General features: G+C 70.2%; 12 protein-coding genes and 1 pseudogene. 6 read left to right on the top strand and 7 right to left on the bottom strand.

Translation table 11 applies throughout. The annotated features are described in order from the left end of the window. Nucleotides 1-296: 296 nt before the first annotated feature. Nucleotides 297-1,226, bottom strand: coding sequence for an HAD-IB family hydrolase (locus HJD23_RS17185; protein WP_171112686.1), 930 nt, complete (start codon nucleotides 1,224-1,226; stop codon nucleotides 297-299). A 155-nt stretch (nucleotides 1,227-1,381) separates the two neighbouring features. Between HJD23_RS17185 and HJD23_RS17180 the strand changes: the two genes are divergently transcribed. The 6 genes from HJD23_RS17180 (at nucleotide 1,382) to hemB (ending at nucleotide 8,185) form a co-directional block, all read left to right on the top strand. Next, a complete protein-coding gene (locus tag HJD23_RS17180) occupies nucleotides 1,382-1,678 on the top strand; it encodes a glutaredoxin family protein (RefSeq protein ID WP_171112684.1) in 297 nt (98 codons plus the stop codon). Nucleotides 1,679-1,823: 145 nt separating this feature from the next. Continuing rightward, nucleotides 1,824-2,588, top strand: a complete 765-nt coding sequence (locus tag HJD23_RS17175) for a redox-sensing transcriptional repressor Rex (RefSeq protein WP_171112683.1) — start codon at nucleotides 1,824-1,826, stop codon at nucleotides 2,586-2,588. Further along, entirely contained in the window at nucleotides 2,585-4,318 is a 1,734-nt protein-coding gene (locus HJD23_RS17170; protein ID WP_171112681.1) for a glutamyl-tRNA reductase, read from the top strand. Before HJD23_RS17175 ends, HJD23_RS17170 begins: the two co-directional genes overlap by 4 nt. After that, entirely contained in the window at nucleotides 4,315-5,286 is a 972-nt protein-coding gene (gene hemC, locus HJD23_RS17165; protein ID WP_171112679.1) for a hydroxymethylbilane synthase, read from the top strand. The genes HJD23_RS17170 and hemC overlap by 4 nt, the downstream gene beginning before the upstream one ends. Beyond that, nucleotides 5,283-6,989: a bifunctional uroporphyrinogen-III C-methyltransferase/uroporphyrinogen-III synthase gene (locus tag HJD23_RS17160; RefSeq protein ID WP_171112677.1), complete on the top strand. Its 1,707-nt coding sequence runs from the start codon at nucleotides 5,283-5,285 to the stop codon at nucleotides 6,987-6,989. The genes hemC and HJD23_RS17160 overlap by 4 nt, the downstream gene beginning before the upstream one ends. A gap of 203 nt (nucleotides 6,990-7,192) precedes the next feature. Further along, the gene (gene hemB, locus HJD23_RS17155; protein ID WP_171112675.1) at nucleotides 7,193-8,185 is read left to right on the top strand and encodes a porphobilinogen synthase; all 993 of its coding nucleotides are present in this window, start codon (nucleotides 7,193-7,195) and stop codon (nucleotides 8,183-8,185) included. Here the strand turns inward: hemB and HJD23_RS17150 are convergent. The 6 genes and pseudogenes from HJD23_RS17150 to HJD23_RS17125 form a co-directional block, all read right to left on the bottom strand. Further along, a pseudogene (locus tag HJD23_RS17150) lies at nucleotides 8,145-9,813 on the bottom strand (hypothetical protein). The gene hemB and the pseudogene HJD23_RS17150 sit on opposite strands and share 41 nt — an antisense overlap. Before the next feature lie 49 nt (nucleotides 9,814-9,862). Then, nucleotides 9,863-11,581: a hypothetical protein gene (locus HJD23_RS17145; protein ID WP_171112673.1), complete on the bottom strand. Its 1,719-nt coding sequence runs from the start codon at nucleotides 11,579-11,581 to the stop codon at nucleotides 9,863-9,865. Nucleotides 11,582-11,583: 2 nt separating this feature from the next. Beyond that, on the bottom strand, nucleotides 11,584-12,483 hold the full coding sequence (locus HJD23_RS17140; protein ID WP_171112671.1) for a carbohydrate ABC transporter permease: 900 nt from the start codon (nucleotides 12,481-12,483) through the stop codon (nucleotides 11,584-11,586). After that, a complete protein-coding gene (locus HJD23_RS17135) occupies nucleotides 12,480-13,391 on the bottom strand; it encodes a sugar ABC transporter permease (protein ID WP_171112669.1) in 912 nt (303 codons plus the stop codon). The genes HJD23_RS17140 and HJD23_RS17135 overlap by 4 nt, the downstream gene beginning before the upstream one ends. Nucleotides 13,392-13,516: 125 nt before the next feature. Then, complete coding sequence (locus HJD23_RS17130; protein ID WP_171112667.1) at nucleotides 13,517-14,839, bottom strand: extracellular solute-binding protein; 1,323 nt, start codon at nucleotides 14,837-14,839, stop codon at nucleotides 13,517-13,519. A 400-nt stretch (nucleotides 14,840-15,239) separates the two neighbouring features. Further along, nucleotides 15,240-16,592 (bottom strand): ROK family transcriptional regulator, encoded by a 1,353-nt coding sequence (locus tag HJD23_RS17125; protein WP_171112666.1) that lies wholly within the window; start codon nucleotides 16,590-16,592, stop codon nucleotides 15,240-15,242. Nucleotides 16,593-16,703 lie beyond the last annotated feature (111 nt).

Below are 16,703 nucleotides of genomic sequence, written 5' to 3'. Positions count from 1 at the left end.
AATCACCGATTACGTCGCTTCCGTAACTGATTGACGCCCGATCAAGTGCCGCAAAGTGACAGCTTGTTGACCGATGGGGCTCGATTTCGCGGTCGGTACGGGGCGTGTTGTGGCCGGGTGCGGGTGAGGGGACTGGGCGGGCTGCTGTGTGGGTATGGGGTCTGGATTGGCACGCGTTTCGAATGTGCCCGGCGTTGCAACTGAGACCGGGGCGTGACGCAGCCCGGCGCAACGGGGTGCCGCTGACTACGGGAGGACCCGCGCACCCGCGCAGGCTGCCGCAGGCATGGCGCGCGCTACCGCCGCCGACGATGCAGCGCGATGGCCGCGGCGGTACCACCCGCCACCGCCCCGACCCCAGCCGCAGCCGGAATGCCGACCTTCGCGGCCTTGCGGCCCGTCCGGTAGTCCCGCAGTCGCCAGTCCTTCTCCCGGGCGTACTTGCGCAGCTTGCTGTCCGGGTTGATCGCGTACGGATGTCCCACCAGGGACAGCATCGGAATGTCGTTGTGCGAGTCGCTGTACGCCGCGCAGCGCGCCAGGTCCAGCCCCTCCGCCGCGGCCAGCGCCCGCACCGCCTCCGCCTTCGCCGGCCCGTGCAACGGCTCGCCCACCAGCTTGCCCGTGTACACGCCGTTCACCGACTCCGCCACGGTCCCGAGCGCACCCGTCAGCCCCAGGCGCCGCGCGATGACCTGCGCGATCTCCACCGGCGCGGCCGTCACCAGCCACACCTTCTGCCCCGCGTCCAGATGCGCCTGCGCCAGCGCCCGGGTCCCCGGCCAGATCCGCTCGGCCATGTACTCGTCGTAGATCTCCTCGCCGATCGACTGGAGCTCGGCCACCCGATGCCCCTTCACGATCGACAGCGCCGACTCCCGCACGTCCTGCATATGGTCCGGATCCTCGAACCCGGCCAGCCGGAACCACGCCTGCTGCCACGCGAACTTGGCGAGATCACGGGTCTCGAAGAATTTCCGCTTGTACAGCCCACGCCCGTAGTGGAACAGCGCGGCGCCCTGCATCACGGTGTTGTCGAGGTCGAAGAACGCGGCGGCCTTCTCGTCGCCGCGCACGGGAAACTCCGGCTCCTCGCCAACAGCGCCAACGGCGGCGACGGAGGTGTCCTGTGTCTTGCGCGCGGCCTCCGCCGCGGCCTCGCCTGCCAACACGCTCCGCGCCGTGGCGGAGCGCCTACGGGGAGTGAGCCATCCAAGAGCGGCCATGACGTGAGCATAGCCATTCTGTTCGGGGGTTCCGGAGCCGAGAGGTTGGAACGCCGTGAACTCTCCGCGTCCGTGCCGTAAAACATCCCCGCTTCCGTGCCGTTGAGCATCCCCGCGACCGCACCGTTCAACAACGCGCGTGTCGCGGCGCGAGAATGGCCGTCATGAGCCCGATTTTCCGCCGCAAGGCCGCCACCCCGGCCCGCTCTCCGCAGGACCGCGTGGTCACTCTCATCCGTAAGCCAGGCTGTCACCTGTGTGATGACGCACAGGTCGTGATCGAGAAGGTCTGCGCCGACCTCGGTGTGTCGTGGGAGCAGCAGGACATCACCCAGGACCAGGAACTCCACGACAAGTACTGGGAACAGATCCCCGTCGTCCTCGTGGACGGCGAGCAGCACACGTTCTGGCGGGTGAACGAGGACCGCCTCCGCAAGGCGCTGACCGAGTAGCCGAGCACGCGTGACCCCGGTCACGTTGGCCGGACAAATCGGACACAATCTTTGTGCACGCGTTCACAAAGACATAGCCTGCTTTCGACGGGGCGGTCCGGGGACGTATGACCGCCTGCAGCCCCGCTCAACCCGCAGGAGCACCGTGGCAACTGGCCGAACTCACCGACCGGCGACCCGTAGCCGAGGGATTCCCGAGGCCACCGTCGCCCGTCTTCCGCTGTACCTCCGAGCCCTGACGGCGCTGTCGGAGCGCTCGGTACCCACGGTCTCGTCCGAGGAACTCGCGGCCGCGGCCGGCGTCAACTCCGCCAAGCTCCGCAAGGACTTCTCCTACCTCGGCTCCTACGGCACGCGTGGTGTCGGCTACGACGTCGAGTATCTCGTCTACCAGATCTCCCGCGAACTCGGCCTCACCCAGGACTGGCCGGTTGTGATCGTCGGTATCGGTAACCTCGGCGCCGCGCTCGCCAACTACGGCGGGTTCGCCTCCCGCGGCTTCCGGGTCGCCGCGCTCATCGACGCCGACCCCGCGCTCACCGGCCGTGCGGTCGCCGGGATCCCGGTGCAGCACACCGACGACCTGGAGAAGATCATCCAGGACAACGGCGTGTCGATCGGCGTGATCGCGACCCCCGCGGGCGCCGCCCAGCAGGTGTGCGACCGGCTGGTCGCCGCCGGTGTCACCTCCATCCTGAACTTCGCGCCGACCGTGCTGTCCGTGCCGGACGGCGTCGACGTGCGCAAGGTCGACCTCTCCATCGAGCTGCAGATCCTCGCCTTCCACGAGCAGCGCAAGGCCGGCGAGGAGGTCGCGACCCCCGACGGTGGCGGCCCGGCCGCCGTCGCACGCAAGGAGTCCGCCGACCAGGGGCCCGACGGGGACGTACCCGCCGTGATGCCGGCATGAGTCTGCTCGTCGTCGGACTGAGTCACCGCAGCGCCCCGGTCAGCGTGCTGGAGCGGGCCGCGCTGAGCGCGGACGCCCAGGTCAAGCTGGTGCAGGACACGGTCGCCGCCGAACCGGCCGCCGAGGCCGCGGTGCTCGCCACCTGCAACCGCATCGAGCTGTACGCCGACGTGGACAAGTTCCACGCCGGTGTCGCCGAGCTGTCCACGCTGCTCGCCCAGCACAGCGGGGTCGGCCTGGACGAGCTCACGCCGTACCTCTACGTGCACTACGAGGACCGGGCCGTCCACCACCTGTTCTCGGTGGCGTGCGGGCTGGACTCGATGGTCGTCGGCGAGGGGCAGATCCTCGGCCAGATAAAGGATTCACTGGCCCGCGCGCAGGAGCTGCACACCGCGGGACGGCTGCTGAACGACCTGTTCCAGCAGGCGCTGCGGGTCGGCAAGCGCGCCCACACCGAGACCGGCATCGACCGCGCCGGGCAGTCCCTGGTCACCTTCGGCCTGGAGCAGCTGGCCTCCGGCTGGGCCGTGGAAAAGTGGGCGCGGGGCAAGAAGGCGCTGGTCATCGGCGCCGGGTCGATGTCGTCGCTGGCCGCCGCGACGCTGACGCGGGCCGGGGTCGGCGAGGTCGTCATCGCCAACCGCACCTTCGACCGCGCCGAGCGCCTCGCGCAGATCCTGAACCAGGCCGACGACACGGACGTGGTGGCCCGGGCGGTACCGATGGAGTCGGTACGGGCCGAGCTGACACGTGCCGACATCGCCGTCTCCTGCACCGGAGCCACCGGCCTGGTCCTGAGCGCGGAGGACATCGCCGGCGCGGTCGAGGGCCGCGCCGGCCGCCCCGCACAGGTCGCGGACGCGGCTGCGGAGGCCCGTACGGCCACTGTGGCAACTTCGACGACTTCGTCGAAGACGGACGTACGGCAGACGCCGCTGCCGCCCACCTCGGTGGGCGCCGACGAGAACTGCCCCCTGGATCTGACCGCGCCCGGCTTCTCCGTGATGGGCGAGGCCGCCGTGGCCGGGATGGACGCGGCGACGCTGGAGCAGCACGCCGCCTGGGCCGCCGGCAGCGCGGTCGAGCGGCGGGAGGCGGCGCGCCGGGCGCCCGAGGTGGACTCCGAGCTGATCACCGCGCTGGCCGCGACCGTGGCCACCGTCGGCCGGATCCCCGAGCACCGCAGGCCCGAGCCGGTCACCGAGGTGCCGCGCCCCGAGCCGGTGCTCTTCCTGCTCGACCTCGCGATGCCGCGGGACATCGACGCGGCCGTGCACCGGCTGGCCGGGGTGCGGCTGGTGGACATCGAGTCGCTGGCCGAGGCGTCCGCGGACGCTCCGATGGCGGCCGACGTCGACCAGGTCCGCCGTATCGTTTCGGACGAGGTCGCGGCGTTCGGGGCCGCCCTGAGGGCCGCGCACATCACGCCGACCGTGGTCGCGCTGCGGACGATGGCCGCCGATGTCGTGGCGAGCGAGATCGCCCGGCTGGACGGGCGGCTGCCCGGTCTGGACGACAAGCAGCGCGGCGAGATCCGGCAGGCCGTGCACCGGGTCGTCGACAAGCTGCTGCACGCGCCGACCGTACGGGTCAAGCAGCTCGCGGCCGAGCCCGGCGGCGCCGGGTACGCGGACGCGCTGCGGACCCTGTTCGACCTCGACCCCGAGACGGTGGCCTCCGTCTCCCGCGCCGAGGACAGCACCGAGAAGAACCGAGGGTCACGATGAGTGAGAAGGCGCTGAGGCTGGGGACCAGGCGGAGCAAGCTCGCCATGGCCCAGTCCGGGCAGGTGGCGCAAGCCGTGAGCCAGGTGACCGGACGGCGCGTCGAGCTCGTCGAGATCACCACGTACGGCGATGTCTCGCGCGAGCACCTCGCGCAGATCGGCGGCACCGGTGTGTTCGTGACCGCGCTGCGGGACGCGCTGCTGCGGGGTGACGTCGACTTCGCGGTGCACTCGCTGAAGGACCTGCCGACCACGCAGCCCGAGGACCTGGTCCTGGCCGCCGTACCGCTGCGCGAGGACCCGCGGGACGTGATCGTCGCCCGGGACGCGCTGAAGTTCACCGACCTGCCGCGCGGGGCGCGCATCGGCACGGGTTCGCCGCGCCGGATGGCGCAGCTGAACGCGTACGCGCGCGGCCACGGGCTGGACATCGAGACGGTGCCGATCCGCGGCAACGTCGACACCCGGATCGGGTACGTCCACAAGGGCGAGCTCGACGCCGTTGTGCTGGCCGCCGCCGGACTGCACCGGATCGGCCGGATCGACGAGGTGACCGACTTCCTGTCGGTCGACACGGTTTTGCCCGCCCCCGGCCAGGGGGCACTGGCGATCGAGTGCAGGGCGGGGAACACCGCCCAAGACGCTGACCTCATCGCCGCGCTCGGGGAACTCGACGACCCGTTCACCCGGGTCGCCGTGACCGCCGAGCGATCACTGCTCGCCGCCCTGGAGGCCGGTTGCAGCGCCCCTGTGGGGGCGCTCGCCGACCTGCTGGCCGACGGGCAGACTGTCAAGGAAATGCGCCTGCGGGGCGTCGTCGGCACGACCGACGGCACCCGTACGGTGCAGCTGTCCACCACCGGTCCCGTGCCCGACACGCACGACGGGGCAGTGGCATTCGGCCGCGAACTCGCCGCCGACATGCTTGCCCAGGGCGCGGCCGGTCTGATGGGGGAGCGAGCACATTGAGCCCCACCACCCTTCCCGCCGCCGGTCCGGAACACGGGCACGTCACCTTCCTCGGTGCCGGACCCGGGGATCCGGGACTGCTGACTCTGCGCGCCGTCGAGGCGCTGGCGAACGCTGATGTACTCGTCGCCGAGCACGAGGTGCTCGACGTGGTACGCACGCACGCCAGGCCGGGCGTCGCCGTCGTGAACACGGAGCCGGGTCCTTCTTCGGACCTCGGTCCGGGCACGGGCACGCCTCAGCTGACGGTTGTTGACGGCGCGTCAACAACCGCTGGTGTCCCCACAGTGCGGGATGCCGCACATCTTGTCATGGAGGCCGTGCGGGGCGGCAGGCGGGTCGTCCGTGCGGTGTCCGGGGACCCGGGACTTGATGCGTACGCCGCCGAGGAAATGCTCGCGTGCGCCGCGGCGGGTGTTCCGTTCGAGGTCGTGCCCGGTGTCGCGGCCGCGGTCGGGGTGCCGGCGTATGCCGGTGTGCCGTTGCGGGATGCGCAGGGTGCGGATGTGCGGTTCGTGGACGCGCGGACGGCTTCCGATCGGTGCTGGACCGAGGTCGGGGCGTCGGACGGGACCGTGGTCGTGTCGACGACGCTGGATTCCGTCGCCGCGGCTGCGGGTGAGCTGGTGTCCGCCGGGCGCAAGCCCGATACGCCGATGACGGTGACGGTCGCGGGGACCACGACGCGGCAGCGGACGTGGACCGCGACGCTGGGCACCATCGCGCAGACGCTGAAGCAGGCGAAGGTGCTGCCGTCGCCCGAGGGTGGGCGGCCTGTGATAGCCGTGGTCGGGGAGCGATCCGCCGCGGCTCAGCGTGAGCAGTTGTCGTGGTTCGAGTCCAAGCCGTTGTTCGGCTGGAAGGTGCTCGTGCCGCGGACGAAGGAGCAGGCGGCTTCGCTGTCCGACCAGTTGCGGTCGTACGGGGCCGTGCCGCACGAGGTGCCGACGATCGCTGTCGAGCCGCCGCGGACGCCTCAGCAGATGGAGCGGGCGGTCAAGGGGCTGGTGACCGGGCGGTACGAGTGGATCGCCTTCACGTCGGTGAACGCGGTCAAGGCCGTGCGGGAGAAGTTCGAGGAGTACGGGCTTGATGCTCGGGCCTTCGCGGGGATCAAGGTCGCCGCGGTGGGGGAGCAGACGGCGAAGGCGCTCGTTGCGTTTGGTGTGAAGCCGGATCTGGTGCCGAGTGGGGAGCAGTCGGCGGCGGGGTTGCTGGAGGACTGGCCGCCGTACGACCCGGTGTTCGATCCGATTGATCGGGTGTTCCTGCCTCGGGCCGATATCGCCACCGAGACGCTGGTGGCGGGGCTGATCGAGCTGGGGTGGGAGGTCGATGACGTCACGGCTTATCGGACCGTGCGGGCGTCGCCGCCGCCTGCCGAGACTCGGGAGGCGATCAAGGGGGGTGGGTTCGATGCCGTGTTGTTCACGTCGTCGAGCACGGTGCGGAATCTGGTGGGTATCGCCGGGAAGCCGCACAACGTGACGGTGATCGCCTGTATCGGGCCTGCTACGGCCAAGACCGCCGAGGAGCATGGGCTTCGGGTGGATGTGATGGCTCCTGAGCCGTCCGTGCACAAGCTGGCGGAGGCGCTGGCCGACTTCGGGCTGCGGCGGCGGGCTGCGGCGTTGGAGGCCGGGGATCCGGTGACGCGGCCGAGTGAGCGGCGGCCTGGGGCTCGGCGGAGACGGACCACGTAGTTGGCTGCGGCGCCGTGGTGGGTGCGGCGCCGTGCCTGCGGCGGCCTGTGGTTGTGGGTGCGTGGTTGCTGTCGCGCCTACGGTGCGGGTGGTGGTCGGGGCCGCGCCGACACGGCCCCTTCCCGCCGTGGGCGGGTGCGGCTTCACGCTCAGCCGACGCCGTGTTGGTAAATGGCCGGTGGGGGCGGGCGTAGCTTAGGAGTATGTCGAAGTACGGTTCCTTTCCCGGTTCGCGTCCTCGTCGGCTGCGTACCACGCCTGTGATGCGGCGCATGGTCGCCGAGACGCGGTTGCATCCCGCCGACTTCATCCTTCCCGCGTTTGTGCGGGAGGGCGTGCGTGAGCCGGTGCCGATTGCCGCCATGCCGGGGGTTGTTCAGCACACGCGGGACAGCTTGAAGAAGGCCGCTGCTGAGGCGGTGGCCGCCGGGGTCTCCGGGATCATGCTGTTCGGGGTGCCGGAGGACGCGAAGAAGGATGCGGTAGGGACGCCGGGGACCGATCCGGACGGGATTCTTCAGGTCGCGATTCGCGATGTGCGGGCCGAGGTCGGCGATGAGCTGCTGGTGATGTCCGATCTGTGTCTGGATGAGACCACCGATCACGGGCATTGCGGGGTGCTGGACGCCGCGGGGCGTGTCGACAATGACGCGACCCTGGAGCGGTACGCCGAGATGGCTCAGGTGCAGGCCGATGCCGGGGCCCATGTGGTCGGGCCCAGCGGGATGATGGACGGGCAGGTCGGGGTCATCCGCGACGCCCTCGATCAGATCGGGCGGGAGGATGTGGCCATCCTCGCCTATACCGCGAAGTACGCGTCTGCTTTCTACGGGCCTTTTCGGGAGGCCGTCGCCTCGTCGTTGCGGGGGGACCGGAAGACGTACCAGCAGGATCCCGCCAGCGTGCGGGATTCGATGCGCGAGTTGGCCCTGGATTTGGAGGAAGGGGCCGACATGGTGATGGTGAAGCCTGCCGGGCCGTATTTGGATGTTCTCGCTCGGGTTGCGGATGCGGTGGATGTGCCGGTGGCTGCTTATCAGATCTCTGGTGAGTACTCGATGATCGAGGCTGCTGCCGAGAAGGGCTGGATCGATCGGGATCAGGCGATTGTGGAATCGCTTACCGGGATCAAGCGGGCCGGGGCGCAGAACATTCTTACTTACTGGGCCACCGAGGTGGCGCAGAAGCTGCGCTGAGCCGTCCACCGGGCACCCGCAGCTCCAGCACCGGCTCGCCCGTGGCATCCCCCTCGGGTGAGCCGATCAGCGCGGAGAACGCCTCGGTCGTGACGAGCAGGCCGGTGTCGGTGCGCTCGAAGACCGGCGCGAACGGCTCGTCGGCGTGGGCGGGCCCGTAGCGGACCGCGAAGACGGTCAGCCCGCCCGGGGCGACCGGCACAGGGTCCGCCTCGAACGCCGTGGTCGCGACCGTGTGGCGCCAGCCGGCATCCGGGTTGCCGTAGCCGCGCGGGTCGGCGGCCAGCCGGAAGGCCGCCTGCTCCTGGGTGAGACCGATGGTGTCGGGGGAGTTGAAGTAGGCGGAGGAGTCCGTGCCCGGCCAGTCGGGCGTGGTGACCGCGATCCCGGCGGCGCCGGTGACGGCCAGACCGCCCGCGTGGAGCGCGCCGTCGGTGGCGAGCCGCCCCGCCCGCTCGGACAGGTCCAGACCCGCCACCTCCAGGGCCACCGTCAGCCACAGCGACGTCCCGTCGGTCACGTACAGCGACTGGGTGTGAACGAGGACCTGCGCGGCGCTGACCACCGGCTTGGTGACCAGCTTCGCCATGAGCCCGGGGGCGGCCGCGTCGCGTACCCGCACCTCGCCCATCGGCCTGGTCAGCAGGAAGCTGCCCCCGCCGGCCAGCCGTACGGCGGTCCGATGCCGTGCTGGCGGTCGGCGGCCGCGGGCAGCAGCGTACCGGCGGCCTCGATCAGCGACGGCGTCAGCACGTTGTCGAAGGAGACGGAGACACGGGCGCTGCGCAGCTGATGGCGGCGCCGTCCGGACCGGCGGCGTGGTAGCCCCACCGGGTGTCACCGCGGTAGCGGCCGAGGTCGGCGCGGATACGGCGGCTGAAGAACCGTAGTCCCAGGACCGCCTCGAAACCGGAGTGCTGCTCGCTGTAGCGCGGCCCGCCGACGTCGTAGCCGCAGGACGACAGCCGCGCGTCGATATAGCGGGCGATGTCGTCGCCGTCCTCGACGAACACCTGCTCGCCGCTGACCCAGTGGGCCTGGGCGAGGAAGGACAGCGAGATGGGGCCGTAGTTGTTGTCGTACGCGCCCCCGTGCTCGGCGGGCAGCAGCGCGCCCCGGTCGGGCAGCCGGCGGGAGCGGATCTCCTCCGTGTACAGACGCATGGCCGTCTCGCGGACGCCCTCCGCCTCCGTGCCTGGCAGGTGGCGGGCGAGCCTGAGACCGCCGACCACACAGCCGATGGTGCGCCGGACTGCTCGTCGGACAGCAGGCCCTGGCCGATGTCCAGCAGATTCACCGCCTGGAGCAGCGCCCAGACCGTGCTGGGCCAGTCGCCGATCGGGTGCGCGCCGTCGCCGAGTACGTAACGGGCGTACGGCTCACCGGAGTCGCGCAGGCGCAGGTTCGGGTAGCCGGTCGTCGCCCGTGCGCCGCCACGTCAGCGCCAGCAGCGAGGAGATGCCGAGCGAGGTGTCGCCGATGTCGTCCGTGCAGCCGGGGCGTTCGAGGTTGCCGTCGGGGGTGATCCGGTCCAGGGCCTCGGCGGCGACGCGTGCCGGCACGGCGTCGTACGCCTCGGGGCTGTCGGGCTGGTCGTGCAGGGAGGTGCGCTGGTGCGGGAGCAGCACGGGGATCAGCCCTTCATGCCTGAGGTGGCCATGGTGTGGGTCGTCGGGGTCACACGACCGGTGCGGGCCGGCGGGCGCGCAGGGCGACGGTCAGGGTGTGCGGGCCGAGTCCACCGATGTAGACACGGTTCCCGGTCGTCGCGTCGGTGCCGCCCACCACGGTGTAGTCCTGGCCCGGGTCGTACCGCAGTACGTCGCTCCGGTCCGGCCCAGCAAGCGGTTCGCCCGTCTCGACGGCGGTCTCGATCCGGATCTCGTCGTCACCGACCCGGTAGGTCATCGGCCCGGTCGTCAGGCACCAGCGTCCGTCGCCGATCGGTGCAGCGCCCTCTGGCACGCCACCCGGCCGGAAGGTCAGTTCAAGGGCCCAGGGCACCCGTGGTCCGCTGATGTCGATCCGCAGGTCGGCACCGTCTTCCCTCAGGTCCACCTCGACGCGGGTCGTGTGTGAGACCTCGTCCCGAGGCCGGTCCGGGAAGGTCATCGCGGCCGAGAAGCGTCCCTCGTCCGCCAGCCGGTAGGCGCCGTCGTCCCGTCGCTGGTCCGGCGGGAGCGGCTGGTAGTAGGCGGCCGTGAGGGTTTCGGTGAGCCGGTACCGGTTGTCGGCGGGCTGTTGCATGCCGGCGGCGCGAAACGGGCCCAGGTCGAAGAACCCCCGCGAGAGGCGGGCCGCGTCGAGGACGGCGTCTCCGGCGAACAGGCGCAGGAAGGTGGGATTGCAGGCGAGGCCCGAGCGGATGCGCCGGTGCTCGGGCACGTCGGAGCCGCCGTACACCACCGTGTGCGCGGTGGCCGAGGCGCGTGCGGCGAGGCGTGCGGTGGTGATGTACCGGTCGCGTGGAAATGTCTCCGCGGCCGGGGCAGGCAGGACGCGGCACAGGTCCGGGGTGAGGAGGGTCTCGGCGAGCAGGTCGGGGTCGTCGATGCCGCCGGTGGCCGCCAGCTGCGCCGCCCGGCTGAAGTCGCCCCGGCCGGTGCGGATCGCGAGCAGCCGGTAGTGCGGCAGGTAGGGCGCCAGCGGGAACGGGTGGTTCTGGTCCTGTCGTCGCGAGTGGACGGTCTCCACCGTGCCGTCCGGCCTGATGAGGTCCAGCGTCGTGGCGAGGTTGTGTTCTACGGCGGCCAGCAGGTCGGCGCGGCCGAGGACGCCGGCCAGCAGCAGCAGCGACGGGTTGGACACGTGGGCCGCGTAGTTGGCGCTCCGTTCCGAGTACAGGCCCTCCGCGTCGATGTCGACGCCCTCGGAGAGCCACTCCTCGACGCGGTCGAGCAGCCGGTTGTCCGGGAACGACCGGTGCAGCCGGGCCAGTGCCGCGCACAGCTCCCAGCGGTGGTTCGGGGTGTGCACCCCGCCGGTCAGGAGACTGCCGGTGGCGGCGCCGGCGATCTCGGCGAGCGCGGCCGTGACGTCGTGCAGTTCCGGCCCCGCGCCGGCGGCGAGGACGTGCGCGTCGCACACGTCGTTGACAGTGAACGCGGAGTCCGGCGGTGACTGCACGTTGTCGCCGCCGGCGAAGAGGCCGGTGGCGGTCTGCACGGCCCGCAGGGCGCGCAGGTGGGTCATCGCGGCGGCGACGGCCTGCCCGCTGCCGTGCAGTGCCGAGTCCGTGGAACGGTACGCCGCGACCAGGGTCTTCACCCGGCGGGCCAGAGCACGGTGGGGCACACCGGCGGGTTCCTCGTCGGGGCCGGTCGCCAGCGGGACGGCCGACCGGTCGGCGGCGCGGGCCGCCGCGCGGACGAACTCGTGGTCGAGGGGGGTGGGCAAGGTCAGTCCTTCAGTCCGGCGTTGATGTCGGCGTTCATGACGTAACGCTGGAACACCAGGAAGACGACGATCAGCGGAATCATGGAGATGACCGATCCGCCGAGCACCACCGACCAGTTGATGTTCTGCGCGCCGACGAGGCTCTGGATGCCGATCTGCACGGTGAACTTCTCGGGGTCGTTGAGCATCAGCAGCGGCCAGATGTAGTCGTTCCACCGCCACTGGAACGACAGGATGGCGAGCGTCAGCATGATGGGCCGGGAGACCGGCACCATGATCCTCAGGAAGATCGACAGCTCACGCGCCCCGTCGATGCGGGCGGCCTCGATGAGCTCGTCGGGGACCGTCAGGAAGAACTGGCGGAACATGAAGCACCCGGTCGCGGTGAGCAGGGCCGGGAAGATGATGCCGGCGAGCGAGTTGTAGAGGCCCAGGTCGCGGACCACCAGGAACTGCGGGGCGAGCATGACCTCGCCCGGCAGCATCGTCGTGGCGAGGATGCAGATGAAGAACACCTTGAGCCACTTGTTGTCGTACTTGGCCAGCGCGTACCCCGTGCAGCAGCTGACTCCCACCGTGAGGATCGTCGCGATCACACACACGATGGCCGTGTTGATGAAGTACTGGGAGAAGTTGGCGCCGTCCCACGCTGCCTGATAGCCCGACAGGGTGGGGTCGCTCGGAAACAGCGACAGCGAGGTGAACAAGTCTCCCGCCGGTTTGAAGGAGCTGAGGACGAACCACAGCACCGGAAACCCGTAGATGGCCGCAAGGACCCACAGCAGTGTCGTCGCGGGCACCGCGCGCCGAAGCCCACCGCCGGCCGCGCCGCGGGACCGCTTCTTGGGAACGGCCCGTCCGGGCTCAGCGTCGACAGGGCGTGGCATGTCTGTGGTTGTCATCGGTTCTCCACCCGCCGGTTGACGATCAGCTGGATGATCGCGACGGCCATCAGGATGAGCATGAGCACGAACGACGCGGCGCTCGCGTAGCCGATCTGGCCCGATTTGAAGCCGGTCTGGTAGATGTACTGGACAAGCAGGTTGTTCGACGTTCCGGGTCCGCCGTTGTTGAGGGAGGCGAACAGCGGATATTCCTTCATCGCGTGGATCGTGTTGAGCAGGATGACGATGAAGGAAGTCGGCGCGATGCTCGGCAGTGTGATGCTGATGAACTGGCGCCACGGACCGGCGCCGTCGAGCGAGGCCGCCTCATAGTAGGACACCGGTACGTTCTTGATCGCCGCGATGAACAGCAGCATCGAGAAGCCCGTCCAGGCCCAGGACGCCGCCACGACCACCACCATCAGCGACAGGTCCGCGTTCGACTGCCACGGAACCGCGCTTCCGCCGAACTTCTCGATGACGTCGTTGACCAGTCCGAAGTTCTCACCGAACAGCCACCGCCACAGGACACCCACGACGATGGGCGACAGCAGCCACGGGATGAAGAAGAAGACGCGGGCGACCGACACACCCTTGGCGTGCTTGCTCACCAGCACGTTGGCGATGAGCAGCGAGAGCACGAAGTTCAGCGGAACGAAGAGCACGGTGTACAGCAGCGTCCGGGTCAGCGCGCCGTAGAAGGTGGAGTCCCCAGCCAGGTCCTGGTAGTTGTCCAGTCCGACGAACTGGAACGCCCCTACGCCCGTGTAGTTCGTGAAGGAGTAGACGAGCCCGATCACCGCCGGCCAGGCGAAGAACAGCGCGAAGAGCACGACATTGCCCGCGATGAGGACGAGCGGCGCAAGGGTGTACTTACTGCGTCTCCTGGGCGGGCTCACGGTCACGTCCGAGGCGCGTTTTGTCATCTTCCTGACTCCGTGCTGGTGGAATGGATTGCGGTGGGCTCACACCATGAGCCCGGCAACACGTGGGCGCCCGGGGCCCGGGCGGCGGTGCCTCGACCCCGCCGCCCGGGCCTGCCGGCCTACGCTCAGCCGCCGACCTGCTGGTTGTAGCCGTCCACGATGTTCTGCAGGGCCTCGTCGGCCGACTGCTGGCCGTTGATCGCCTTGCCGAGCTCCGTCTTGGTCGGGTCCTCGGTGAGGCTCTTGCCCTTCAGCACCCAGTTCGTCTGCGCGGTGTTGAAGTAGCCGGAGATCGGGTCGTAGAGCGGGATCGACTCGTTGTAGAGCTTGAACGCCGCCTGCGCCGCCTCGGACTCGAAGGGGTACTCCGGGTTCAGACCGCTCTCGACGGGCAGGAACCCGGACGCCTCACACAGCTCGCGGTAGTGGTCCGGCTCGTACAGCCAGGACATGAACTTCTCCGTGGCGGTGGCCGCGTCGGCGTTGTTGTTGAAGCCCACCATCATGCCGCCGCTGTTGACGTCGCTGGCCTGCACCGGCTGGGCGGGAGTCGGGACGCTCGCCCACTCGAACTTTGTGATGCTCTCCGCGAAGGAGGCGACCTGCCACACGCCGGACCAGTAGGCGACCACGTCACCGCTCTGGAACATGGCCGACGGGTCGGCGCCGCTGGTCCACACGGACTTCGGCATGGTCTTGTCGTCGTTCAGTCCGACGAAGTAGTTCACGGCCTTCTTGGTCGCCGCGTCCGCCGAGAACTTGCCGGAGGAGTCCGCGTGGACGTACTTGCCGCCCATCTCGTACACCATGGCGCGAAGCCGGGAGGGCGACTGGTCGAACGTCAGGGAGTACTTGGCGTCGGTCTTCTCCCGGACCTCGTCCGCCGCCTTGATGAAGTCGGTCCAGGTCCAGGTCTTCTCGGGCGAGGTCGGGTAGGAGACGCCGGCCTTCTCGAAGAGCGACTTGTTGATGAACAGGCCGGACGCGGTGACGTCCGAGGGGATGGACAGCACCTTCCCGGACGAGTCCTTGGCGACGAAGTTGGTGTTGATCTTGTTGCTCTTGTTGTTGACGATGGGGCTGAGGTCGATCAACTTGTTCGACCAGATCGGGTCCAGCTTCGGCACTGCCGCCACGTCGGGCAGGGAGTTCGCCTGCGCGGCGTTGCGCAGCTTCGCGTCGTAGCCGTCGTAGGGGATGTTGACGAGCTTGACGTCGACGCCGGCTTCCTTCTTGTACTGCGCCACCATCTTCTTCCAGCCCGCGTCCTGCCCCGGAACCGTGGAGATCCAGAACGTCAGCGACTTGGAGGTCCCGCCCGAGTCGGACCCCGACCCGCAGGCGGAGAGCAGAAGGGCTCCTGCCGTGGCCACGGCAGCGAGGGGAACCATGCGGCGTATGCCGCCGCGGCCCATTCGGCGGGAGCGCCGCACACCCACACTGATCATCTTCGATCCCTTTTCGTCGTAGCGGACCAAGCACGGCGCCGGCCGCTGGTGGTAGCAGGGCCCCGTTTCCCATCGCTGTGATTGAGCGCTTCCGCGGGCCGCGGCCTCGCCCGGCCGCACCGCTTGAGTGGGTTGAAGGCCCCGGTTCACTCGCTGCCTCGCAGCGGCAGTACGAGCACGCCCTCGTACGGGACACCTCACCCGAACCGGAGTCCCGCCGGTTGTGGTAAGCGCTTGCCCGGGACCCTGACAGATGGGGCGGGGCGGCGTCAATGTCCTGTCATAATGCCGAGGGTCACGGTTCGGACTCGCGGCTTCCGCGAAGGGCCAGGGTGTCGGGGAGGTACGGGCTACGGCGCCGGCCGAGGCGCGGGCTGGGACGGACCGGGCCGGGTCGAGGTCAGGTCCGGGCACCGTCGGTCACCGCTCGGACTCCGCGGGCCACGGCGAGGCGGGTGGCGCCCAGCACCGTGCCGCTGCTGCCGAGCACGCTGGACACCACCTCGGTGGGCCAGCTGAGGCGGTCCAGCTCCGCCCGCACACCGGGCAGGATCTGCGGGTTCGCGCCGATTCCGCCACCGAGCACGATCAGGCCCGGATCGAGTACGGCGGTCACGGCCGCGGCCAGCCGGCCGACTTCCGCGGCGTGGCCGTCGACCATACGGCGCGCGGTGGGGTGGCCGGCCGCGGCGAGGGCGAAGAGCCGCTCGGCCGACTCAGGGCGATCTCCGTCGTCCGCCTGCCAGGACGCCTCGGCCCGGCACAGCAGCGAGCGGGCGCCGACGTACTCCTCCAGGGCCTCGGGATGCGCACGCTGTCCGTCGGCCCACGGGTAGGGCAGCCGGGCCACCTCGCCGGCGGCACCGTTCGCGCCGCGCAGCACCTGGCCGCCGATCACGATGCCCAGGCCGATGCCGTAGCCGACCTGCAGATAGCCGAAGCTGTTGCGGCCGCGCGCGGCACCTTCGTGCAGCTCGGCGAGCGCGGCGCAGTTGACGTTGTTCTCCACGTGGACCGGTACGCCCTCGGGCAGCCCGAGGGCGTCGAAGGCGGAGGCGATACGGGCGGTTGCGGGCCGGGGGCCGGGGGCGGGGCCGGATTTCGTGCCCTTGCTGCCGTTGGCGGGGGCGGCAGCGACGTCGGGGACTGCGACGACGGCGGCGCGGAGCGGGCCCGTACCGACGCCCGGGCTGGTCAACTGTTCGAGGACGGACCGTACGGCGTCGGCCGGTCCAATGCCGTCGTCGGTGGTCCGGACGGCAAGGACGGTGCCGGCCAGCGCGCAGCCCCGTACCTCGGTATGGGTGGAGCCCAGGTCGATGGCGAGCACCGTCCCCGCGGCGGGGCCGAGGCCATAGACGGCCGCGGAACGGCCGGTGTTGCCGTGCGCGGTGCCCGAACGGGCCGCCAGACCGGCGGCCTCCAGTTCGGTCATGGCGGCCGAGACGGTGGGCTTGGACAGGCGGGCGAGTTCGGCGATCCGGGGGCGGGTGGCCTCGCCGGACTCGGCCAGCACGGCGAAGACGGCTCTGGCGCTGTCGGTCAGTGACGGGGTGCGGGCAGCCGGGATGCCGTTGTCGCGGCGTGCGCCCGCACCGCGTCTGCTGGCTGCGCCTCGGCGGCGGTGATCGTTTCCGTCGTCCGGGGCGCGCTTCTCGCCTGCGGCGTGCCTGTCATCCGTGGCCTGCCTGTCGCCTGTGGCGAGTCTGTCGCCCGCGGCAGTGTGTCCGTCGCCTCTGGCGCTGGAGATCATGTGTGGTCCCTGTTGCTGGTTGTCGACGACGCTGTTGGGGTCGGCCGGCGATGAGGCCCTATCGGGCTTCTGCGGTCCCTTGACGCAGCGTACTTCGTTAGTTAAGTTCCT

Source organism: Streptomyces sp. Z423-1 (assembly GCF_013009255.1).
GTDB classification, from domain to species: domain Bacteria; phylum Actinomycetota; class Actinomycetes; order Streptomycetales; family Streptomycetaceae; genus Streptomyces; species Streptomyces gossypiisoli.
This window is presented reverse-complemented; position numbering and strand designations above follow the sequence as displayed.